Source organism: Methylobacter sp. (genome assembly GCF_030680395.1).
Lineage (GTDB): Bacteria > Pseudomonadota > Gammaproteobacteria > Methylococcales > Methylomonadaceae > Methylobacter_A.
This window is the reverse complement of sequence record NZ_JAUXVR010000010.1, coordinates 44,726-68,041: the sequence shown is the minus strand read 5'-3', so window position 1 is coordinate 68,041 and position 23,316 is coordinate 44,726. Positions and strand designations below refer to the sequence as shown.

Genomic DNA, 23,316 nt, shown 5'->3' with positions numbered 1-23,316 from the left:
TTTAAAGAAGATACAGGCTGTATGCGCGGTAATGCGCAAGCTTTTACACGCCATCCATGGCATGCTGAAAGCTAAAACAGAATTTGACGGGACTCGTTTTTACACGTTTCCTGTTGAAGCAAAATCATAAAATTTTATGATTTCTTGCAAAATTGGGCTTGTGGTTTAAGAGAGTATCTACGGTCAATCAGTTAGCCTGCTGCGGTGCTCTGGAAAAATCCGGACCTTTAGGATGGGCATTTTGTTGCAGGCAATGGTAAGCCGCATTTTCATACTTGATGACTAAAGATTGGGCATTTTTATGCTCACCGATAAATTTCTCGGCTTCCTCGGCGGTCAAGTCCTTCATTAAAAATTTGGCTATGCACATGCACGGCGTGGCGTAGCGCACTTTATCGAATTCTTTATTGGTCGAATTTTTCAATTCCCTGTCTACGCATTGGCTGGCGAAATCATGCTCAAACTTGTGCTTTTGTATATCGGTTACTTCGCCATCGTGGGAGTGATCGAATGGATTATGTACAACGTTGGCGGCTGCCGGTTTCGCCACGGCGGTTTTTTGTTCATCATCCGAACAGCCGGTAACCGCTAGTGCGATAACCATACTGGTCAGGGCGGCAAAAAAGAAATTCTTGGTAAAGTTAGGCGTTTTCATAAGTTTAAATCGTAAATAGTTTCAGAATTTAATAGTAAGGTTAATCGAACTTTATCATTTTATTAAGACTCGTTCTACTCATCTTCGTCGTTCATATCAAGATGTTTACAAATAGCGCTACTCGTTGCGCGTCTGTTTTCGTTATCATGAGGCCTTTTCATTCATGACTTTCACCCATGTCTTTTATTAAAAATATCGAATCCGAATTTGCAGCGCTGCCAGATGAGCTAAGAGCAACGGTAATTGCTTCACTGACAAAATGGGATGAACGGCTTGCGGAGCTTAAGCTCAATATCACGCAAACGCCGGAGTTTAGTAAGGCTATCGTCAAGGTCTGGTGTTCCAGCCTGTTTGTTGCCGAAAGCTGTACCCGCAAGCCCGAGCTGTTGGTTGATCTGGTCAATTCCGGTGATTTATCGGCAATTTATAATGAAAATAGTTATACCGAAAAATTAGCGCACACGCCGGTTGAGACGCAAGCCGAGTTAATGACAAAACTGCGCCACTTCCGGGGCAGGGAAATGGTCAGGATAGCCTGGCGGGATTTGGCTGGGTGGGCCGAATTATCGGAAACGCTGGCTGATTTATCGCATCTGGCTGACGCCTGCATTCAATACGCGCTGGACTTTCTTTATCAACAAGCCTGTGAGCTGCGCGGTACGCCGTTATTATCCGACGGCAGTCCGCAGCAGATTGTGGTGCTGGGCATGGGCAAGCTGGGCGCTTATGAATTGAATTATTCGTCCGACATCGACCTGATTTTTGCTTACGCACAAGACGGCGTGTTGCAGGACAGGAAAGAAACCACTTATAGCGAATTTTTCACCAGGCTATGTCGCAATCTGGTAAAGGTCCTGGATGAGATCACCGTAGACGGTTTTGTGTTTCGCACCGATATACGTTTACGGCCTTATGGCGATAGCGGCCCTATCATCATGACTTTCGACGGCATGGAAAACTATTACCAGACCCAGGCTCGGGAATGGGAGCGTTATGCGATGATCAAGGTACGTCAGGTTGCGGGCGACTTTAAAACCGGCGCGCAACTGATGGCACTATTCAGGCCTTTTGTCTATCGGCGTTATCTCGATTACGGGGCGTTTGAGGAATTGCGCTCGTTAAAGGCGCAGATCACCCAGGAATTGCGGCGCAAAGACCGCATGGAAAATATCAAGCTTGGGCCGGGCGGCATACGCGAAATCGAGTTTATCGGACAGGCATTTCAACTGATACGCGGGGGCAACGACAAAGCTTTGCAAACCCGCCCCATTCTGGATGTTTTACAACTGTTGGGTGAGCGGGAGCTGCTGGCGCAAAAAGATACCGAGCAATTAAAACAGTCATACTGCTTTCTGCGACGGGTGGAAAATCATATCCAGCAATATCAAGACCAGCAAACCCACGATTTGCCGAAAGACTCGTCAACGCAACAGATATTGGCGTATTCACTGGGCTATGCGGACTGGGTGAGTTTTAAACAGGACCTGGATCAGGTAAGAACGCAGGTGCATGGAGTTTTCGATCAGGTTTTTTCGCTATCAAAACAGGATGGTTCGACAGGTTCGCCACGAACGGGAATAATTTGGGCTTGCGTGGCCGACGACTCGGAGTTGATGGGGCATTTAAAAGAGTGCGGCATTCAAGACACCGCCGCAATGCTTGCCGCGATAAAAAATTTTAAAAATTCCATAGCGGTTAAAAGACTAACGGCCAAAGGCGCGGGCGTGCTTGACCGGTTAATGCCGCAGCTTATAGAGGCCATGCAGCAGGTCGATAACCCGGATGAAACCTTGACGCGGATACTCGGCTTGTTTGAGGCGGTAGTGGGTCGAAATGTGTATTTATCGTTATTGTCTGAAAACCCCGGCGCCTTGCTTCAATTGATTAGACTGTCATCGGCCAGCCCGTGGATTTGCGATTATTTATCGCTGTCTCCGGTGTTATTCGACGAACTGCTGGATACCCGCTCCCTGTACGAGCCGCTCAAAAAAGCCGACCTTGACGAACAACTTAAGGTTTTGCTGGCTCAAGTCGAGGTGCAGGATCTTGAGCAGATGATGGTTGTGTTGCGTCAGTTTAAACAATTGAATGTGTTAAGAGTGGCCGCTGCCGATATTATGGGCGTAATTCCGATCATGGTGGTCAGCGACTATCTGACCTATATCGCCGAAAGCATCGTCGGCCATGTTGTTGAACGCGCGTGGCTTATGTTGACCGACAAACATGGCTTGCCACCGGATACCGACAATACTTCCATAGGCTTTGCGATTATAGGCTTCGGTAAACTGGGCGGTATCGAGCTGGGTTACGGCTCCGACCTGGATCTGGTGTTTTTGTATGATTGCAAGGATGGCAATGTGATGACGAGCGGAGCAAAGCCGATTTCCTGCTCCCAGTTTTACGGTCGGTTAGGGCTGAAAGTCAGGCATATTCTCGATACCAAGATGTTGTCCGGCATACTCTACGAAGTGGATATGCGCTTGCGCCCAAACGGCGACTCCGGCCTGTTGGTCAGTCATATTAACGCTTATGAGGATTACCTGAAAAACCAGGCTTGGACCTGGGAACTACAGGCATTGGTCAGAGGCCGGTTTATCGCCGGTGATCCGCAGCTGAAAGTACAGTATGAGGCTATACGCAGCCGGATTTTGAGCTTGCCCAGAGATACCGAAAGCTTGAAAAAAGAAGTCCGCGAGATGCGCGAAAAAATGCGCGAGGCCTTGGCTACCAAAGATAAAGACAAGTTTGATCTAAAACAAAGCAAAGGCGGTATTGCTGATATTGAGTTTATAGTACAATTTGGCGTTTTAGATCAGGCCGCTTTTAATGTAGCGTTAACGACTTACACCGATAATGTAAGACTGCTTGAAGGCCTGCAACAGCAGGGATTTATATCCAAAACCGATGCGGAAACACTTAAATCCGCCTACTGCGGCTATCGGGATGTCGGTCACAAGCTGGTTTTACAAGGGGATAAGGCTGTTATAGATGAGGCCGAGGCCGCAGAAATGAGCGCCAAAGTCGAACAGATTTGGCATGATTACATGGAGTAGGATGTGCTAACCAAAAGCAGGCGGCTTAGTGCAGCGCATCACTCGCGAACGATGCGCTTCGCGCCTCGGCACATCCTACGCACTAATTCAAATTACCTATTAAATAAACATTAATGTTGGAGAATAAATGATGACAATGGACGATAGAGACGGCGTTATTTGGCTGGATGGGCAATGGGTTGAGTGGCGCGAAGCTAAAGTCCATGTGTTGACGCATACCTTGCACTATGGTCTGGGTGTATTTGAAGGCATCAGAGCCTATCACGCCGAAAAAGGCACGGCGATTTTCAAGATGCAGGATCATACCGATCGCCTGTTCCGTTCCGCGCATATCATGAATATGAAAATGCCTTACGGCAAAGACGAGCTGAATCAAGTTCAGCGCGATGCGGTCGCCAAGAACAACCTGGACAGCGCCTATATCCGCAGCATGTGTTTTTTAGGCTCTGAAGGCATGGGCTTGAGAGCCGATAACCTGAAAGTGCATGTCATGGTTGCCGCATGGTCGTGGGGCGCGTATTTGGGCGCGGAAAGTATAGAGCAGGGCATCCGTATCCGCACGTCATCTTATACCCGCAACCATCACAACAGCACCATGTGCAAAGCCAAAGCCAACGGCAATTACATCAATTCCATTTTGGCGTTACAAGAAGCGCGCGCCAATGGCTACGATGAAGCATTGATGCTGGATCATGAAGGCTTCGCGGCGGAAGGCAGCGCCGAAAACCTGTTTATCGTGCGTAACGGTAAAATTTACACGCCCGAAACCACTTCCGCATTGGAAGGCATTACCCGCGATACGGTCATGACCGTTGCCAGAGAGCAGGGCTATGAAGTGATTGAAAAACGCATTACCCGCGATGAGATTTACGTTGCCGATGAAGCGTTCTTTACCGGTTCTGCGGCCGAAGTGACGCCGATCAGGGAACTGGATAATCGCGAAATCGGTTCCGGCAGTCGTGGGCCGATCACCGAGCAACTGCAATCGTTGTATTTCGACTATGTGCATGGACGCAGAGACGATCATGCCGATTGGTTGACTTACGTCGCCTAATAATTGGATTAAAAAATTTAACCACGAAGACACGAAGATCACGAAGTTTTATGTTTCTTTCTTCGTGATCTTCGTGGTGAAAAAGCAAGGCGTCGGTATTTCAACAACGCGTCATCTCGGCAGGGAATCACGTCAGGCTATCCTGCCTGACGTCCTTCGAGTTAATGCAAATCTGTTCCAGACAGATTTGTGCCGGGATCCAGTTGCCATGGATGGTAACTTCAGATTTCGCTAACCGTTTTTAGCTACATGAAGACACTCTTTGATCTGTTTTTAATACCTGCCGGAATGACGGCGAAATGACTAGCGTAAATACAAATGCCCCCAACGGCACAAAAAAAATCTTAGTCGTCGGTCCCTCCTGGGTCGGCGATATGGTGATGGCGCAAAGCCTGTTTATCGCCTTGAAAAATACCCACCCGAATTGCCGGATTGACGTACTGGCTCCGTCATGGACATTATCCCTGCTGGAAAGAATGCCCGAAGTGACCAAAGCTATCGCCATGCCATTACCGCGCGGTAAGCTTGGCCTGATGGAGCGCATCAAACTGGGCTTGAGCCTGCGTTCGGAAAGCTACGACCAAGCCATCCTGCTGCCGAACTCATGGAAGTCGGCATTACCTCCTTTCTTCGCCAATATTCCCGTCCGTACCGGGTATATCGGCGAATGCCGCTGGGGACTGCTTAACGATGCCAGAAAGCTGGATAAAAGCCTGCTGACCATGACTGTGCAGCGTTTCGTCGCGTTGGGTCTGCCAGTTGATGCAGCTCTGCCGCCGGTATGCCCAAAGCCTGCGCTAACGATCAGCAAAGACCGGCAACAGGCAGTCATCGATAAATTCAAATTAACACCATCAGCCGCCGAGTCTGCTCCCGACAGACTTACGGCATACACACCATCCATGGCGATAAAAATCCTGGCCTTATGCCCCGGTGCCGAGTACGGCCCGGCAAAGCGCTGGCCGATCGAGTATTACGCCGAAGTCGCCCGGCATAAAATCGACCAGGGCTGGCAGGTTTGGCTGTTCGGCTCCGATAAGGATAAAGCCGACGCCGCACAAATCAACAGAGAAGCCTCAGGATTTTGTACCGACTTTACCGGCAGAACCTCATTGGCCGAGGCGGTCGATTTGATGTCGCTGGCTAATACCGTAGTGAGCAACGATTCCGGCCTGATGCATGTCGCCGCCGCGTTGGACAAAAAAATCATCGCCATTTACGGCTCATCGGATCCGGGCTTTACGCCGCCGCTGAACGACAAGGCCCGGATTATCTCGTTGAACCTCGATTGCGCGCCCTGCTTCAAGCGCGAATGCCCCTTAGGGCATAGCCATTGCCTGACCGGTATCACGCCGGATCAAGTGCTTGAATATATAACAGTTACCCAGTCAGGGCGTAAGTGAAAATTGCGATCGTAAAACTCTCGGCTCTGGGAGACATCGTTCATGCGATGGTTGCGTTGCAGTTTATCAAGGCGCATTCCCCGGAAATTCAGATCGACTGGATCGTTGAAGAACGCTTCTCCGAAGTTTTAAAAAACAATCCCGACATCGATAACATTCTGACGGTTAACCTGAAAGCCTTGAAAACCAACAAGGCCGGTATAGTTGCGCAGCTTAAAAAGATACGCAGCCATGCAAGCAATAACTATGACCTGGTGATTGATGCCCAGGGGCTGATTAAATCGGCGGTCACCGCCAAACTGGTATCGCCATGGAGGGTGTGCATGCCGCAAGCCAGTCGGGAACCGGCGCGGCGAGGAACACGCATCGCCGGATTCGATGCCGATTCGATCAGGGAAAAAGCCGCATCATGGTTTTACGATGTCAAAGTGGCCTGCGCATACGATGCCAACACCATCGACAGAAATGCGTTGATATTGTCCAGCCCTTTAGGCATTAACATCACCACAGAGCACATCCTTAACAAACAGCCGTTTTTGTTTTTTAACAACGAAGACCCGCACATATACGATTTCCTGTCAAAAGACCGGAGCAATATTGTGCTGGTGATCGGTTCAACCTGGGACAGCCGCAATTATCCGGCCGCCAAGTTTGTCAAAATAGCAGAGGCCTTGCAGCAAAACTGCCTGGTCATCTGGGGCAGCGAGCAGGAAAAAGTCGCCGCAGAGTGGATGGCGACGCAATCCGAGCGGATCAAAGTCATGCCCAAACTGGATTTGAACAGCCTTAAAGCGTTGATAGCCAAGGCCGATCTACTGATCGGCAACGATACCGGCCCGACCCACATGGCCTGGGGATTAAACAGGCCGTCAATCACCATCTTCGGCCCGACGCCGGTCAGCCGGGTTTACCAGACCGACATCAACAAGGTGATTAAGTCCGCTTCAATCGTTAATCCATATAAACTCAACAAGCAGGATTATTCGATTAAGGATATTGATGAACAGGCGATTATTGAGCAGGCGAGGTCTTTGTTGTCGACATGAATAAAGAAGAACTTCAGGGCAATCGCGCTACGCCAGAAATCTCTTATAAATTATTTTACTTATCACGCTTAATTTAAAATGTAGGCGTTTGAATGTGTAATAAATTTAAAAGTAAAATCCGATCGCTCCGCTACGCGCCTTGTGTTGAAGCTCCGGCTCTCGGCCGGTAAAAGGAAACGGCCGGGCTGGAAAGCTCCTGACTTGGGGTAACAGCCCGAGTGATGTTTATAAACGCTCTGAATCATGCGCATGACAAAAAACATAGTCCACTCAGTCGGTCAGGCATGCTGCTTATACTCGACATTTATCACCCTATCCGATTGCCAAGCGCCGGAACGTCGGGCAACGAAAAACTGTTGCCCGGTCTAAGGAGCTATGTGAAAAGTTCAACGGCAAGATTGAGTAACGTGAGTACCAGGCTTCCCATCAATGCGGGCCAAAATCCTTGAACACGGATGCCCGGAACCAGTGCCGCCATCAACCAAAGCATGAGCGCGTTGATCACCAGCAGAAAGAGCCCGAAGCTGATAACCGTGAGTGGCAAGGTAAGAAAAACCATGACCGGTCGGACGACGGCATTCACGAAACCGAGAACCACCGCGCCAATGAGCGCGGCCCCCCAGCCCTCCACCTGAACGCCGCGGACGAAATGGGCCATGAGCAGCAACATGCCTGCTGATAAAATTAGATGTGCAAAGAACGAGAACATACATACCTCCAATCAGGTTTTAAAGTGGTAAGGCGTAGCGTAGATTCGCTGCTACGGTTGCATCGAAAGTATTTGCTCCTGCATTATTCTATTCCCCGCCATCCATGGCGTTGTCAATATCTGCATTGCCTACATGAATGTAGGTATTAAGGGTGGAGCGGAAGCTTTTACCATGTCCTATGGCTTATGCAGGAGCAGCATAACAGTGTGCCGCAGCAAGCGGCCTTACTATGAGAGGCTGTTGCCAGCCGGGTAAATCGGGCATGATTTTTTATGCCCGGCATTTCATATAGACCGGATTCTGAGGTATCCCCATAAAATAAGTTTATAAAACAATCGGTTTTTGATATTTTGCGCATTCAATTTATACAACATAGCCGAAAAGTCGTCATGCTGGCAGGGATGCCAGTATCCAGTCACAAGGATGTGAAACTTTAAAATACCACTCGCTTTTATTAAGCACCTGGAAAGTCACCAAAGTTATACCATCCATGGCACTGGATTCCGGCATCCCTGCCGGAACGACGAGCTTGGGAAATTTGTGGGGATACCTCATGACCGGATTCGCTTGCCAGTCTCATGCGGGGTAAAGATTAAAATTCCCTGCACCGACGATTATCCCTGAATTACTGAAACAATCGCCGAAGCCCCCGCTTAAACCAGATACCGGCTCCAGTCCCCGTAGCGGTTCTCGATCTTGCCGCGAGGTATGCTCAAGAGAATTAGCAGCAAACCTGCCACGAGGCCAGCCCAATCGGCGCCAAGGCTGCCGCCGTCGAGCATCCAGGGAGCGGTCATTAGAGGAATAGCCAACAGTATATTGATAAAGCGTGCAGGGCGGGCGGATTCCGCCAGCGCGGTAATAGCAACCGTAATGACCAGAGCACCGATCAAATGATCGCTGTTTGCCTGCTCGCCTTGGGTAGCGAAAATCAGCCGGGTGCACATTAACCAAACCCCGATGGCCATACTTAAAACCAACGACCAAGGAACATTGACGCCGCCGCCGAGCATGTCCTTGAGCACAGTCCAAGGCGACTTTTCAAAATTCTCAGCCTCCATTTTGCGACCGCCTTCCATGGTGTCGCCGCGCAAGAAGGCCAGGATAACCGACTTGCCTTTGCGTCGGCGTTCCGCCAGAAACTGGCCGGTGGCAACCAGTTCATCGACAGAGTAAGGAATCTGGATGAGCATTGCCGCAGCAGCAATCAGGCACAGTGTGCACCAGGTTCCGATCAGAATGGGCTGGATGATGATGAAGAAGATGCTGACGATGCCCAAGGGCACAATCATCACGCCGAACAGAACCACCAGCCAGGGCATGGTGCGCCAGCGATCGCGGCCTCCTATAATGCCGGTGAGTATCTCCAGTGCATAAGTCACAGCGCCGAGACCGGCGTCGGGAACCGGCCATGCTTTTGATATATCGGAAGTGATGATGCGTTCAGTGCCATCGCCGAAATAGGGATCCCAGACGTTTCCGATATGCCCCAATTGGTAGGCAGCAAGATAGCGGGATATATAAAACCCTATGAATGCCAGGAAGATGATCGGTATGCGCTGGGTCCACGACGACGGGCAGTAATCCCAGCCAGGCGGGACGTCGGGACCGGCCATACGTGCCACAAGGCCGATGCCGGGCATGGGGCGCGACAGAATTGCGAAGCCGATCACCAGGAAACCTGCCAAAGTATCGTTCAGATAAGCCGAAGCGCTTGGCGTCCAGAACACCAGGGGCGCGAACAATAGCCACAGCCCTACCGCTGCGTTAGCGATACGCGCCCAGGCCATGCGCGGCGACAGCGACAGCGCTCCGAACAGAAACACCAGGGCGCCGCTTGCCAGATCGTTGATTATCATGGCCCGGTCCTGATAACCCAAAATGGGCGGACTGGTCATCAGCCAGGTACCCATGCTCATGTTGAGAAAATGCGCCCAAAGATTTTGCCGCCGCTCATCGCGCAACGATTGGTTATAGGCTTCGATGAAATGATCGGCAGACTCAGTCTGTGCGATCATGGTTTCGACCCATTCGGGCGGCGTCAGTCTATTGCGCTTATACCAGCCCAAGGGGTCGGTTTTGAGCTCTTTGATAATCGACGGCAGGGCGTCGCGTAGCGAATGTTTCGGTTCCCAATCCAGCAGCTGACGAGCCCTGGATATATCCAGCTCATAATGATCATCAGCCAGGTCAACCATAAACGGCTTGATAAAAGGTTTTTCGCCTTTGTCGATAGAATCCGGGATAACAATCTCCATGTGCTCTTGCAAATGAGCGCCGACTTTGGCAAACATTTTCGGCAGCGTTTCCGTTGCCCATGTTTCGCCGTGAATCAGAAACCCAAGTTCATTTTGCAGCGCTTCATAGCCCATCGTCGATGGTTCACCCAGCAGCAATGGGGTTTCAGCAGGTAATTCATTACGCCGCCGGACGATACAGACGACAGCGTCAATCAGGTCGTCGATATGAATAAACGCTTGCCCGTGCGAGATATCGCCGGCGAACACACGGCTGGTAAACTGGCGTTCGTAAATCCGCTGTATCTGATGCGCCAGTGTGGGCGGCTGGACATGATCCGTGTATACGCCTGCGATGCGGGGCAGCACATAGTGGATGGCGCCATGCTCGTTTTGGACGACGTGCTCCGTCTCAAGCTTTGACTGCGGATAGGCCCACTTGGGCTGTAACGGCCAATCTTCGGTGATCGGTACGCCGGGTTCGGTGGGAGCGTGAACCAGCATGGTGCTGGCATAAATGAACTGTTCGATCTCGAAGTCTTGCAGAGCCTGTAGCAGGCGGCGGGTGCCTTTGACATTGACCTCTTCATAGAGCGGATTAGGTTCGCCGGTGAAATCATAATAACCGGACAAGTGTATGACCGAGATGAAGCGTTTGCCGAAGCGCTTTCGCAACGTGTCCATGGCCTTTCCGACCGAACTGTCCGAGGTTAAATCGCAGGGAATGCAATCAGGATATTTTGCGCAATCGGATTCCCGATCTAAACCGACTACACAATAATCTTGTGCCAGTGCTTTGCTGAGTGAAAGCCCGAGGAAGCCGCCGATGCCGGTAATTAATAGGATGTCTTTTGCGGCACCGACAGTTTTTTCTTTTATCGGGTCTTCGTTTCTTCGCAAAACGATGTCGTCTTTTTTACTCATGATCGCTTTCTCCTTAACTGTTTGAACAGTCACCGGATTATCGGGTGACCTACGTATCCAGTAAACGATCATTACCCTAACGGAGCGTAATGACGCGAGAGCTTGATTTTTACGCCCTCTGATTATGGCTTGTCAAGTCTACTTGCCGGCTGCGCGGCAATTTCAACAAGCGTACGTGTTTGTTTATTTGAAGGGTAAAAGGGGGCAGATTGATCAGATTACTTTTTCTTTTGCAGTAATGTAACCTGACGTCGTTCTTTGGATTCGATGATAACCCTGACGATAATACCGGATTTTTTCCCGGAGACGGCACAAAACCAGGCCCGGTAATGCGCGGAAAAGTTGGAAATATCCGTTCGGATAAGAGACGCAAGATGGGACAGGGACAGGTGGCGCGTTTTGGTATCAACAATGCGCTTAAGCCGGACTTAATCATTAATCTATATAAATATTATTCGACTAAGGCATCAGAGCAGGCAAATTTTTTATGGTCGTTATGAACAAAAAACAGGGTTTTGGCTCCACAACAAGACAGTCCAAGCTAAAAACAGAAAGCTTTAATCCCAAAGAGAATCACTTGGAATTAAAAGATACCTGAGATTTTAATATCGAGTATTCCTCTAAATAGCAGGTTCATTTGATAGGTAGTAACGCCTATTGATTGGATAATGCTAACACTCTATTCTTTATACACTAATACAATACCTACCGGCTTTTCCAGAATAATGGCATATGAATCGTTGCTAAGTGTTTTGCAGGATAAGCAGAAACTTTCCGTCACAGAATTAAAAAAAGTTGAGCGCGTGCAAAAAACATCGGTATCGGAAACTGTGCCGCAGTTACTGGTTAAGCTCGGGCTGTGTTCGGAGCTGGACGTAGCCGATGCTTTTGTTGAATCGGGCCGGTTTGAAAAGGTTGCGCCGGATCAATATCCGCTGGAAATGCAATTGCCGGAAACCGTGCCGTTGCGCTTTTTAAAAAATTATCATGTTATCGGTTTGAATAACAACAACAACATTACCGTTGCCTTGATGGATCCGGAAGACCGGTTTGTCATTGATGCGTTAAAATTGGCGACCGGAAAAAACATTATCCCCAGAGTCGGTCTGCTTTCGGAGATTGATGCCGCGCTGGAAGTGCAGTATGGCGAAAGCCACCCGCAAACGGACAAGCTGGCCGACGATCTGAGCGTCGATGATCTGCGCGAAGAAGATCTGGAGCATTTGAAAGACTTGGCCAGTGAAGCGCCGGTGATCAAAATGGTCAATTTGATCATGCAACGGGCGATTGAAACCCGAGCCTCGGACATCCACATTGAGCCTTTTGAACAATCCCTGAAAGTCAGGCTGCGCGTCGATGGCGTATTGAAAGATATTGATGCGCCGTCGGTCAAATCGACGGCAGCAGTGATTTCACGTATCAAGATCATGGCCAAGCTGAACATCGCCGAGCGCCGCCTGCCTCAGGACGGCCGCATCAAGGTGCAAATGTTGGGCAAAGAGCTGGATTTGCGGGTTTCGACGATACCGACGATGTACGGCGAAAGCGTGGTGATCCGTTTGCTGGACAAGGAAACGACGGTGCTGGATTTTGCCGCGCTGGGCTTTTCCGGCAAGCATCTACAGCAGTTTATCGAGGTACTGTCTCAGCCGCACGGCATCATCCTGATTACCGGTCCGACCGGTAGCGGAAAATCGACCACGATGTATGCCGCGCTAAAGCAGCTCAATACGTCCGAGCGAAAAATCATCACCGTTGAAGACCCGGTGGAATACCAGATGGAAGGGGTCAACCAGATTCAGGCCAAGCCGCAAATAGGCCTGACCTTTGCCTCGGCGTTGCGTTCTATCGTGCGGCAAGATCCCGACGTGATTATGATCGGCGAGATGCGCGATCTGGAGACCGCAAGAATCGCCGTGCAATCGGCGTTAACCGGGCATTTGGTGTTATCGACGCTGCATACTAACGACGCGGCCGGCGGTGTCACCCGGTTGCTGGATATGGGGCTGGAAGAATACCTGCTCACTTCCACCGTCAACGGCATATTGGCGCAACGTCTGGTAAGAAAACTGTGTCCTGAATGCAAGCAACCCTATACACCTCCCTCGGACATCATTGAGGGCATGAAGTTACGACGGTTTGCTTCGAATATCGCCAAGGAGGGTGGATATACCGCAAGTCAGCCGGGAACTGGCGCGGAAGGCGATATTGTCTTGTACAAGCCGGTCGGCTGTGCGTCTTGCGGGGGCTTGGGCTACCGTGGACGGCTGGCGATCATTGAATTTCTGCAAATGACCGATCCGCTCCGTAAATTGATTATGGCGCATGAAGAAGCCGGGGCTATTCAGAGGCTCGCTATTGAAGAAGGCATGACCACGATGTATGAAAACGGCTTGGTCAAAGCCCTGCAAGGTATTACAACCCTGGAAGAAGTGTTGCGGGTAACGTCGGAAACATAATGTTATTTGCGTATAAAGCGATTAATAGTCTGGGCGAGACTGAAGAAGGCGTCAGGGACGCGGTTAACGATCGGCAGCTGATTGCAACTTTGCAGACGGAAGGCTATATCCCTATTCGTGTGATACCGGCCAGCGCCAAGTCGTTTTTGGGCTTAAGGCTGGGTTTAAAACAGTCCAGACTATCGCAAAAAGATATTTCCTTGTTCACCGGCGAATTGGCAACGTTGCTGGAGTCCGGTTTGCCTTTGGATAAGTCTTTGCTGGTATTGATGGACTTGACCGAAGACAACGAACGGGTGACCAGGTTGATCGGCAGAGTTCTGGATAAAGTCAAAGGCGGCTCCACCTTGGCCGATGCGCTGGAAAAGCAGTCCGGCATTTTCAGCAAGTTTTATCTGAACATGATACGCGCCGGTGAGGCGGGGGGGAGTTTGGGCGAAGTATTAGTGCGTTTGTCCGAATATCTGGAGCGCTCCCGGGAATTAAAAGAAACGGTCAGCACCGCATTGATCTATCCGGCCATCTTGCTGGTTATGTCATTGGCCTCTTTGTTTGTGATGCTGACTTTTGTGGTGCCGCAATTTTCCGAAATGTTTGAAAGCGCGGGCAAGGCGCTGCCGGTATCGACGCAGATCGTGGTGGGACTGGCCGAATGGCTGCAAAGCTATTGGTGGGTATTGATTTTGGGTGTTGTATTCATCACCGGTTATATGAATCTCCAGATGGCCGATCCGGTAAAAAAGAAGGTCTGGGACGCCCGTTTTTTAAAACTGCCTCTGGCCGGGACGATTATTTTGAACAAGGAGACCGCCAACATCAGCCGAACGCTGGGCACTTTATTGGGTAATGGCGTTTCGATACTGGCGGCTCTGGTGATTGTCCGCGAAACAGTGGATAACCTGGTTTTGGCGGCGGCCATTCAGGATACCGAAGAGCAGTTAAGGCAGGGCAAAAACATGTCGGATGCGCTACTGGAAAAAGGAATATTCCCCAAAATGGCCATGCAAATGATAAAAATGGGTGAAGAGACAGGACGTCTGGAAGAAATGCTGCTGCGAGTGGCAACTATTTACGATAAGCAGCTTAGGGTGGCGATACAGCGCATGCTGGCGTTGCTGGAACCGGCGTTGATAATTTCATTAGGACTGATGATTGCGGGCATCATCGTATCGATTCTGCTGGCTATTCTGAGTGTTAACGATTTGGCTTTTTAAACGAGGAAATACTACATTATGAAACAGATATTAAGATTCAAGGCGAAAGGCGAAGGGCAAAAGGCCGGGGCTTTGCATCAGCGGGGTTTTACCTTGCTTGAGTTGTTGGTCGTGCTGGGCATTATTGCGATGCTGGCCGGAATAGTCGGACCTCAGGTCATGAAGCATATGGGCGAATCCAAAACCAAAGCGGCCAAAGTGCAAATTGAAGACCTGTCGGCCGCCCTGGATATGTACAAACTGGACTTGGGCAACTATCCGACCACCGCACAAGGCCTGAAGTCGCTAATTGAATCGCCCGACAACGCCAAACGCTGGAATGGCCCTTATTTACGCAAAGCCAAAATGCCGCTGGATCCATGGCAACAGGAATATCATTATGTTGCTCCCGGCGAGCACGGGAAGTTTGATTTGTTCACCTTGGGGGCGGATGGCAAGGAAGGCGGCGAAGGCGAAGATCAGGATATTGTTAGTTGGGAGTAAGACGCAAGGCGAAGGACGAAAGGCAAAAGGTTCGTCTCATTCCTACGCGCTGCGTGGCAATGCAGTCTCAGCGAGGCTTTACTCTGCTGGAACTGGTCGTGGTGCTTTTTGTTGTGGTGCTGGGTTTTTCGGTTATCGGCCTTAACCTGTCATCGGGAAGCGACTCTACAGAAATAAAGGCGGCGGCAAGAGATATAGTTTCAGCGCTGCGTTATGCCAGAGGGCAGGCTTTAATGACCCACCAGGAAACCACGGTTGCTCTTGATCTTGGCAACAACAACTACAGGGTCAGCGGTCGGGACAAGCTTTATCAAATACCCGAGGGTATTGATATCACCGTGGTGACTGCGCAAAGCGAATTAACCGGAAAAGGCACGGCAAACATCCGTTTTTTTGCCGACGGCTCCTCCACGGGAGGAAGAATCACCCTGGAGCGGGGGCAGACAGTGTGGAAAATGGACATAAACTGGTTAACCGGCCAGGTTGAACTTGAAAATGAATAAACAGCGCGGCTTTTCTTTACTGGAAATCCTGATTGCATTTTCAATTCTGGCGCTGGCATTAGGGATTTTGCTGAAGATATTTTCTGCCGGCGTCAATACCGCCAGCGTAGCCGAGGAATATACCGCAGCCGTTCAGGTTGCCGAGTCTTTAATAGCCCAAACAGGCGTGGAAGCGCCCTTGCAGCAAGGCGAAGCGACCGGACTGGAAAATGGGAAATACCATTGGCGGGTATCTGTTAGCCCGTTTCAGTTTACGGCTGAAAATTTGGATGTCACAATCATACCGGTGGTACTTTTTAAGGTTAAGGTTAGTGTAAGCTGGGGTGATGATGCCAGAGCCGCCGGCAGGCAGGTTGAGTTAATAACCTTGAAACTGACGAATAAAATGTTATGAGGAAAGCTCAGGTTCAAGCTGGCAAGGTACGTATTGCACACCATGTCATCAGTGCCGCGCCGGGGTTAAGATATGCGACGGGCTTCACGCTGATTGAGGTTCTTATAGCAATGACATTATTAAGCATTATGGTGGTGTTATTGTTCAGTAGCTTGGGAATTTGCGCCCAAAGCTGGGAGCAGGGAGAAAATAAAATAGCCGAAGTGAATGAGGTCGCCGTAGTCTCTAACTTTTTTCAGCGGCATTTATCCTCAGCCACCCCTTTATGGGATGATTTTACCGACGGGGATGATGCGGATGTCTCAAGCCAGTCGGGAACCGGCGCGGCGATCGGCAGGGATGATGGGAATGCCGCGGCGGCGGGAAACAAGGACAAAACATTCTCTTTTCAAGGCAAAAAGGAGTCCTTGCAGTTTGTCTCGGTTTTTCCTGCAAGCGTCGGTAGAGCAGGTATGCAGCTGTTTTCAATACAGCTGCAAAAACAAGATAAAGAGCAGGTTATCAAAGTGACGCTAACGCCGTTTTTTCCGGTAACCGAGGGCGAAGAATGGAATCAGGAAGAGGTGATTTTGCTAAGGCATGTAAGCGATTTTGAGCTTGCTTATTTTGGTGCTACCGATGATGCGGATGATGCCGGTAATGCGGGCAAAAACAGTTGGCAGAAGGAGTGGTTGGAAAAAGATGTTCAACCCAAATTGGTCAAAATCAACATCAGCACTACAAATGGCGTTTTTTGGCCGGAAATGATTATAGCGCTTAAAGTTGCAGGTGCAGAGACTGGAGTAAACGCGGCGCCGTTAGAGGCTGGCAATTGATCAGGTCTGGCGGCTTTGCCCTTGTTCTGGTTTTGTGGGTGCTGAGCCTGCTGACCATTATGGCCGGTAGTTTTGCTCTTAGCATGCGGCGGGAAGCGGGCATTGTGACCGGCAGCAGTAATAATGCCAAGGCCGCGGCGGTCGCAGAATCAGGCCTTGCCATTGCCGAATTGATGGCAATGCATCCCGATCAACTACAACGGTGGCGTACCGATGGCAGTATTTACCAAATAAATTACGCGGATTCGAAAGTCCGCATCCGGCTGCTATCTGAAACAGGCAAAGTGGATTTAAATAGTGCCGACCAGACCCTGTTAAAAGGGCTCATGGTTCATGCGCCTGTTGATGCCCAGTTGCAAACCCGGTTGGTGAATGCGATTCTCGATTGGCGCGATGCGGATGATCTGGTGCATATAGAGGGCGCGGAGAAAGAAGAATATAAAGACGCAGGCTTAAGCTACCAGCCGCGCAATAAGCCGTTTCAGTCTATTGAGGAATTACAGCTGGTATTGGGCATGAATGAACAGGTCTTCAAGTGGATTGACAGCCTGGTCACGGTCTACTCGGGACAGCCCAAGGTTGATGTGACTCAGGCGGCCAAAGAAGTTTTATATGTATTGCCGGGAATGGATGTCCGATTGATAGACCAATATATTGCGGCCCGGCGTGTAAGCGCGATAACCGGCTTGCCCGTGCCGGTAATTCCGGTAGCCTCTGATCCCGGTATGGCGTCCGGGCAAACGGGTGAGAACGCACCTGCAATAGCGATCAATGACGGAACAGAACAAAAAGGGGTGCTTACGGTTGTTACCGAAGCGCAGTTGGAGGATGGCACAACAGCCACCCTCAAAGCGCTGATAAAAAGACCGGATAGTCCGACGGGGACGTCGCCGTTTCAGATACTGAAATGGCAGCGCAATACCGCAGTTGACGGTTCATTGTTTGTAGATGAACAAGATGAGTTGCTAGTGAGACAGTATGCCGAGCCTGAATTCGACAATTGATTTGGATGTTAAAAAGTTCTTCCGCTGGTGGCTGCGCGAGCTTGACTTTTTGGTGCCCGAAAAAATCAGGCAGCTGGTTAACGAGAAGCAGGGCTTCATTATCGTTCGTCCCGAAAACAATCAGTTAGCGTTGACCTACATGCTTAATGAGCAAGCCGAGCCTTTGGCAATACTGGAGCGCAACGCCTCGGGTATCGAGCAATATAAAGCCTTGCGAGCCAAAGATGAACGGGTGGCTAAAGCAAACTTAATACTACGACTAACAGGAACCGAAGCGATTCAAAAAGAGCTTGCCTTGCCGATCGCCGTAAAAGAGAACCTGTCGCAGGTTGTTGCCTACGAACTTGATCGCTATACGCCGTTTAAGGCGGAACAGGTTTATTTTGCGGTTAAGCTGCTGGAAGGCGAGCATGAGCCTGGTCAAATCAGGGTCATGCTGGTGTTAACGCCAAGAGAAACACTTGATGCCTTGTATGAAGACATCAAGACAATGGATATGTCGCCGTTATTCGTCGATTATGAGGCCGCGCCAAATGATCTTGGGCAACGTTATGACGGCTACAATTTATTACCGGAAAACCTCAGGGAAAAACCTGCAAATGCACAGCGTTTGATTTATACCGGATTGATTGCAGCGATATTTTTACTGCTGGGCGCCGTGCTGGTGCTGCCGGTCTGGTTTGAATATCAGACGATCAATACTTTACAGGAAAAAATCGATGCCATAGAAAAGGATGCCAAGGAAGTTAAGGCCTTGCAGTTGGAGGTTGATTCGATAATAGACGAAACACGACTATTAATAGCGGAGAAAAATGCGGTTCCAACCCTGGTTGATATGCTGAATACCTTAAGCACGTTAATAAAAGACGATACCTGGCTGTCCTATGCGCAATACTCGGACGGGCATCTGCAACTACAGGGCGAGTCGCCCGCGGCTTCAGCATTGATCGGCGTTTTGGAAGACTCTAAGTTGTTTGCCAATGCCCGCTTCGTGTCGCCGGTCACTCAGGACAGGATTACTGGACAGGAGCGGTTCCAGATTACTGTTGACGTTATCCCGACAGCTGAACCGCCCTCCGTGCCGTCGAAACAGGGAGGGGCCAATGGTCAAGACAGGTAGTCAGCAAATGCAGCGATGGCTGGCTGTTGCCCTGTTAGTTGCAGCGATACTGATTGTCATCCTGGTCGTTATCGTACCTGTGGTTAACAAAGGTTTGGAATTGCACGAGGTCAAAAATAACCTTGTTTTCAGGCTACAACAATACGAGCGGATTCTGGCAAGAAAAGACGCGGTCATCGAAAGCATGAGTGTGATAAAAGAGCAGTATCAAAAGCGTGGACTTTTGAACAGGCAAAGTACCGACGCTTTAGCGTCCGCGGAGGTTCAGGAGTTTATTAAAAAAACGATTGTAGAGGCTGGCGGACAGCTGAGCAGCACTCAGGCGCTTCCTGTCTCGACATTTGTTCCCGGCAATACGGCTTCTGCATCCATGCAGTCGGGCGCCGGGAATGAGCTTAGCCGGATAACCGTCAGCGTAAGGATGACGGGTAATAGTAAAGTGTTACGGGCGGTGCTGTACAAGATAGAAACATCAACTCCGCTGATTATTGTCAATCAGATAGAGATAAGGCCGGTACGTGGCGTAAGAAGCAGGACATCGCATCAGATGGAACTGAGTAACGAACTGGATATTAGTTTTCAAGCGGTTAGTTTTATGAGAAAGCAGCCGGGATGAACAGTAAACTTATAAAATTGCTGGCAGTTGTCTGTATTAGCCTGTGTTTGGTTATAGCCGGAGAGTGGCTGTATGCAAGTTACATGCGACATCGTTTGCTGACATCGATCACCTCGGCAACACCGCAAGACTATAAAGCAGACGAGTTGCCCGAAATAGAGCTGACCAAACAGCCGGAAGAAAATTACGCTGATCTGGTTGCCAGGCCGTTATTTATTAAAGGCAGAAGGGCTGTAGATGAGCCGAGTTCGGATGCAGCGCAAGGCGCTTCTAAATCGGAGGGCTTCGATTGGCAGTTGACCGGAGTTTACAGTACAAAAAAAACCGTATCGGCATTATTCAGTCGTTCCAAGTCAAGGGTTGCCAAAGACAATCATCGAAAAATAACCCTGGGCGATGATATTGACGGCTGGAAACTGATCGAAATAAACAAGGACAGAGCTGTGTTTAAACAAGGCAGTAACGAAAAAGAACTATTGCTTCGAAAACCGAAATTAAAAGTATTACCACATGGAACAAACGGCGCAACACCGGTTACACCGGCTCCTGCGCCTGTCCCGGCAGCTATTCCTGAACCTCCATCAGACACTACTGGAGACACATCTGAGGGTAAACGATGACTAATGTAAAAAAAATAATAACAGCCTCCTGTCTGGTGGTCGTCGGTTTAACGCTGTCAAGCTGCGAATCGCTCGCGCCCAAGCGCGCCGCTAAATTGCCGTTGACGCCGGTGAAAAAGGAGCAAGCCGATGTCACTATTGAGCAACTGCAAAATAAAGCGCCAGTTACTGTGGCAACGCCGACACAACCTGAGCTATTTCCCGGTACCAACCGGTTTGTACCGGATACGACAACGCAGCATAGAAAAATCAAGGGCCGCGGCGAAGGCGAATACAGTCTCAACTTTGATGAAGCCGATTTGGGGGAAGTGGCCAAAGTAATATTAAGCGACATCCTTGGACAAAACTACGTACTCAGTCCCAAGGTGGCAGGCAAGGTCACCCTGCAAACTACCGATCCTTTAAGCAAAGAGGAGCTAATTCCCACCCTTGAAATGCTGCTGCGCATGAACAATGCCGTCCTGATTAAGGACGCCAGCATTTACCATATCGAACCCGCCAGCGAGGCTCTGTACAGCTCCAGTTTTGCCACTCCCAGCACTGCCGGAAGAGCCGGCTTTCAGGTCAGGGTTATTCCGGTTAGAAATGTCGCCGTACAAAATATTGTCGATGTGATCAAACCGTTGGTGCAGGAAAAGACCATTCTCAATGTCGATAGCACGCGCAATATGCTGATCGTTTCCGGTACTCCTGATGAACTGGGACGGGTCATGGACATGGTCAGCACTTTTGATGTCGATGTGTTGAAAGGACAATCTTTCGGCCTGTTTCCATTAGCCCATGTTGAGCCGGATACTATTATTAAAGAATTGGAAGAGGTTTTTAGTAAAGACGGCAAGGAAGGAGAGGATAATTTTTTTCGGTTTATTGCGGTTGAAAGATTGAATGCGGTTATGGCGATTACGCATCGGGCCAGTTACTTGAAGGATATTGAAAGCTGGATATTTCGTCTGGATCGCGCAAACACAGCGTCCGGCGGCGGCGTTAATGTCTATCGGGTTCAACATGTCGATGCAGAAGAACTGGCGTCCACGTTAAATGAGATTTTTACCGGTGCCGCCAAGAAAGAAAAATCTGCAAAAGTCGCGCCTGGGCAACAAGCGGCTGAGTTAAGTAATAAAGCGCCTGAAAAACAAAAGGTTCAAAAAATATCAGGGCCAACCGGAGATGTGGAAGTTGCCGATGTGGGCGATGTAAGAATTATTTCGGACGCGGCCAATAATTCGGTAGTTATTGTTGCCACTCCGCAGGATTACGAAGTGATACTTCCTGTCATTAAACAGCTCGATGTATTACCGTTGCAAGTGCTGATTGACGCAACAATAGTCTCGGTTGCTTTAACCGGTGACTTAAGGTACGGAATATCATGGTATTTATCTCAAGGGAACGATGCGCTTGCCAGCACCTCGGCGCCTCCCGGCAAAGTGGCGGATATATTAGGAACTGCCGCTCAAGCTGCCGCTGCCGCTGCAACAGGCGGATTTAGCGCTATATACAGCTCGGGATCGGTGAAAGCTCTTTTAAATGCGCAAGCCACCGCTAATAACCTGAATGTAATTTCTTCTCCGTCGTTAATGGTATTAAACAACCAGCAAGCGAAGATAAATGTAGGCGATCAAGTACCTGTACAAACCAGCACCACACAGCTCCCTATATCGGGTGGAACGGAACCCAGCATAGCTCAATCCAGTTCGATACAATATATAGATACCGGTGTTACCCTTGAAGTTACGCCCAGAGTTAATGCAAACGGTATGGTCATTATGGAAATCAAGCAAATAGTCAGCAATGCAAAACCGTCAACGACCGGTGTTACAACGACGGTTACGATTGCAAAAAAAGAAATTGAAAGTTCCGTGGCTGTACATGATGGGGAAACGATAGTGCTAGGCGGTTTAATTGATGATAATAATGCTGAAGGTAATGCAGGGATTCCTTATTTACAAGATATTCCATGGATAGGGTCCTTATTTGGCGGTAAAACCTTTACGAGAGCCAAAACTGAATTGGTTGTCCTGATCACACCGCGTGTTGTAAAAAGCAAGCAGGATTCCAGGCTGATTTCTGACGAATTCAAACGTAAACTAACCGGAATTTACGAGAGTAGACCCGTTGTTTCAACAGGTTCGGTAATAGAATAATTGATGAAAACTTAAACACACAAACGACGACAAGGTGAAGCGCCTGCTACACGCCATCCATGGCGTTATCCAAGATCACAAGCGTGTGTTATGCAGGGGCAAGCCGGGTACAGTGCGAACCCGGCGGCCAACTGTTTTAAAGCGTAGTTACTTCGTTACCTTTGCCGATTAACACGACATCCGCAGGGCGCATCGCAAAAATACCGACAGTGACCACGCCGGTAATGTTGTTGATAATTTGTTCCAGTTTGATCGGCTCGATGATATCCAGATTATGCACATCGAGAATCACGTTGTGGTTATCGGTAATAAAATTTTCCCGCCACACCGGCTGACCGCCCAATTTAACAAGCTCTCTGGCAACATAACTTCTGGCCATGGGAACGACTTCAACCGGTAAAGGAAATTTACCCATTACATCGACGCATTTGGTTTCGTCGGCAATACAGACGAATTTTTTGCTGGCTGCAGCGATAATCTTTTCGCGAGTCAATGCACCGCCGCCGCCTTTAACCAGCTGTTTACGGGGATTGATTTCGTCCGCTCCGTCGACATAAACATCCAGCGTACCCACCGCATTTAAATCAAGCACCGGAATGCCGATTTTTTTTAAGCGTTCGGTACTTGCGATCGAACTGGAAACAGCGCCCTCAATATCGGCCCTAAAATCGACCAAATAATCAATAAAGTGATTAACGGTTGAGCCCGTGCCTACGCCGATAATGGCAACATCTTTAATATAATGTAAAGCGGCTTGAGCTACTTTTTGCTTTAATTCATCTTGAGTCATAGAGTTATCCTGATTTTAGTTATAGGTATGTAGAGGGTGTGTGATAATACAGCAGATACAAAGATTACTCAGCTG

19 protein-coding genes are annotated in these 23,316 nt (G+C 49.4%); 15 read left to right on the top strand and 4 right to left on the bottom strand.

Features of this window, described 5'->3' with window-relative positions:
• Nucleotides 1-187: 187 nt before the first annotated feature.
• Nucleotides 188-655 carry a hypothetical protein gene (locus Q8L79_RS06340; protein WP_305269143.1) on the bottom strand — a complete coding sequence of 156 codons (468 nt, stop codon included), beginning with the start codon at nucleotides 653-655 and terminating at the stop codon, nucleotides 188-190.
• Between the two features lie 176 nt (nucleotides 656-831).
• Between Q8L79_RS06340 and glnE the strand changes: the two genes are divergently transcribed.
• The 4 genes from glnE (at nucleotide 832) to waaC (ending at nucleotide 7,211) form a co-directional block, all read left to right on the top strand.
• Nucleotides 832-3,708: a bifunctional [glutamate--ammonia ligase]-adenylyl-L-tyrosine phosphorylase/[glutamate--ammonia-ligase] adenylyltransferase gene (glnE, locus tag Q8L79_RS06335; RefSeq protein WP_305269141.1), complete on the top strand. Its 2,877-nt coding sequence runs from the start codon at nucleotides 832-834 to the stop codon at nucleotides 3,706-3,708.
• Between the two features lie 130 nt (nucleotides 3,709-3,838).
• Complete coding sequence (locus tag Q8L79_RS06330) at nucleotides 3,839-4,762, top strand: branched-chain amino acid transaminase (RefSeq protein WP_305269149.1); 924 nt, start codon at nucleotides 3,839-3,841, stop codon at nucleotides 4,760-4,762.
• A 299-nt stretch (nucleotides 4,763-5,061) separates the two neighbouring features.
• On the top strand, nucleotides 5,062-6,165 hold the full coding sequence (waaF, locus tag Q8L79_RS06325) for a lipopolysaccharide heptosyltransferase II (RefSeq protein WP_305269139.1): 1,104 nt from the start codon (nucleotides 5,062-5,064) through the stop codon (nucleotides 6,163-6,165).
• Nucleotides 6,162-7,211, top strand: a complete 1,050-nt coding sequence (gene waaC, locus Q8L79_RS06320; protein WP_305269136.1) for a lipopolysaccharide heptosyltransferase I — start codon at nucleotides 6,162-6,164, stop codon at nucleotides 7,209-7,211. The genes waaF and waaC overlap by 4 nt, the downstream gene beginning before the upstream one ends.
• Before the next feature lie 373 nt (nucleotides 7,212-7,584).
• On the opposite strand, the gene Q8L79_RS06315 is transcribed toward waaC, so the two are convergent.
• Together Q8L79_RS06315 and Q8L79_RS06310 are read right to left on the bottom strand one after the other, a co-directional pair.
• Nucleotides 7,585-7,920 carry a phage holin family protein gene (locus Q8L79_RS06315; protein ID WP_305269133.1) on the bottom strand — a complete coding sequence of 112 codons (336 nt, stop codon included), beginning with the start codon at nucleotides 7,918-7,920 and terminating at the stop codon, nucleotides 7,585-7,587.
• Between the two features lie 654 nt (nucleotides 7,921-8,574).
• Nucleotides 8,575-11,082 carry an NAD-dependent epimerase/dehydratase family protein gene (locus Q8L79_RS06310; protein ID WP_305269131.1) on the bottom strand — a complete coding sequence of 836 codons (2,508 nt, stop codon included), beginning with the start codon at nucleotides 11,080-11,082 and terminating at the stop codon, nucleotides 8,575-8,577.
• 725 nt (nucleotides 11,083-11,807) lie between these two features.
• Between Q8L79_RS06310 and gspE the strand changes: the two genes are divergently transcribed.
• Genes gspE through gspD form a run of 11 tightly spaced genes read left to right on the top strand, consistent with a single transcriptional unit; the run spans nucleotide 11,808 to nucleotide 22,451 of the window.
• On the top strand, nucleotides 11,808-13,541 hold the full coding sequence (gspE, locus tag Q8L79_RS06305) for a type II secretion system ATPase GspE (protein WP_305269126.1): 1,734 nt from the start codon (nucleotides 11,808-11,810) through the stop codon (nucleotides 13,539-13,541).
• A complete protein-coding gene (locus Q8L79_RS06300) occupies nucleotides 13,541-14,755 on the top strand; it encodes a type II secretion system F family protein (RefSeq protein ID WP_305269123.1) in 1,215 nt (404 codons plus the stop codon). Before gspE ends, Q8L79_RS06300 begins: the two co-directional genes overlap by 1 nt.
• A gap of 18 nt (nucleotides 14,756-14,773) precedes the next feature.
• Nucleotides 14,774-15,238: a type II secretion system major pseudopilin GspG gene (gene gspG / locus Q8L79_RS06295; RefSeq protein ID WP_305269120.1), complete on the top strand. Its 465-nt coding sequence runs from the start codon at nucleotides 14,774-14,776 to the stop codon at nucleotides 15,236-15,238.
• Between the two features lie 59 nt (nucleotides 15,239-15,297).
• Nucleotides 15,298-15,741 carry a GspH/FimT family protein gene (locus Q8L79_RS06290; RefSeq protein WP_305269117.1) on the top strand — a complete coding sequence of 148 codons (444 nt, stop codon included), beginning with the start codon at nucleotides 15,298-15,300 and terminating at the stop codon, nucleotides 15,739-15,741.
• Nucleotides 15,734-16,135: a prepilin-type N-terminal cleavage/methylation domain-containing protein gene (locus Q8L79_RS06285; RefSeq protein WP_305269114.1), complete on the top strand. Its 402-nt coding sequence runs from the start codon at nucleotides 15,734-15,736 to the stop codon at nucleotides 16,133-16,135. The genes Q8L79_RS06290 and Q8L79_RS06285 overlap by 8 nt, the downstream gene beginning before the upstream one ends.
• Entirely contained in the window at nucleotides 16,132-16,950 is an 819-nt protein-coding gene (locus tag Q8L79_RS06280; protein WP_305269111.1) for a prepilin-type N-terminal cleavage/methylation domain-containing protein, read from the top strand. Before Q8L79_RS06285 ends, Q8L79_RS06280 begins: the two co-directional genes overlap by 4 nt.
• The gene (locus Q8L79_RS06275; protein WP_305269109.1) at nucleotides 16,947-17,954 is read left to right on the top strand and encodes a general secretion pathway protein GspK; all 1,008 of its coding nucleotides are present in this window, start codon (nucleotides 16,947-16,949) and stop codon (nucleotides 17,952-17,954) included. Before Q8L79_RS06280 ends, Q8L79_RS06275 begins: the two co-directional genes overlap by 4 nt.
• On the top strand, nucleotides 17,929-19,074 hold the full coding sequence (locus tag Q8L79_RS06270; protein ID WP_305269106.1) for a PilN domain-containing protein: 1,146 nt from the start codon (nucleotides 17,929-17,931) through the stop codon (nucleotides 19,072-19,074). Before Q8L79_RS06275 ends, Q8L79_RS06270 begins: the two co-directional genes overlap by 26 nt.
• Nucleotides 19,058-19,690, top strand: coding sequence for a type II secretion system protein GspM (gene gspM, locus Q8L79_RS06265; protein WP_305269104.1), 633 nt, complete (start codon nucleotides 19,058-19,060; stop codon nucleotides 19,688-19,690). Before Q8L79_RS06270 ends, gspM begins: the two co-directional genes overlap by 17 nt.
• Nucleotides 19,687-20,310 (top strand): hypothetical protein, encoded by a 624-nt coding sequence (locus Q8L79_RS06260; RefSeq protein ID WP_305269101.1) that lies wholly within the window; start codon nucleotides 19,687-19,689, stop codon nucleotides 20,308-20,310. The genes gspM and Q8L79_RS06260 overlap by 4 nt, the downstream gene beginning before the upstream one ends.
• The gene (gene gspD / locus Q8L79_RS06255) at nucleotides 20,307-22,451 is read left to right on the top strand and encodes a type II secretion system secretin GspD (RefSeq protein WP_305269098.1); all 2,145 of its coding nucleotides are present in this window, start codon (nucleotides 20,307-20,309) and stop codon (nucleotides 22,449-22,451) included. Before Q8L79_RS06260 ends, gspD begins: the two co-directional genes overlap by 4 nt.
• A gap of 136 nt (nucleotides 22,452-22,587) precedes the next feature.
• On the opposite strand, the gene rpiA is transcribed toward gspD, so the two are convergent.
• On the bottom strand, nucleotides 22,588-23,241 hold the full coding sequence (rpiA, locus tag Q8L79_RS06250) for a ribose-5-phosphate isomerase RpiA (RefSeq protein WP_305269095.1): 654 nt from the start codon (nucleotides 23,239-23,241) through the stop codon (nucleotides 22,588-22,590).
• Nucleotides 23,242-23,316 lie beyond the last annotated feature (75 nt).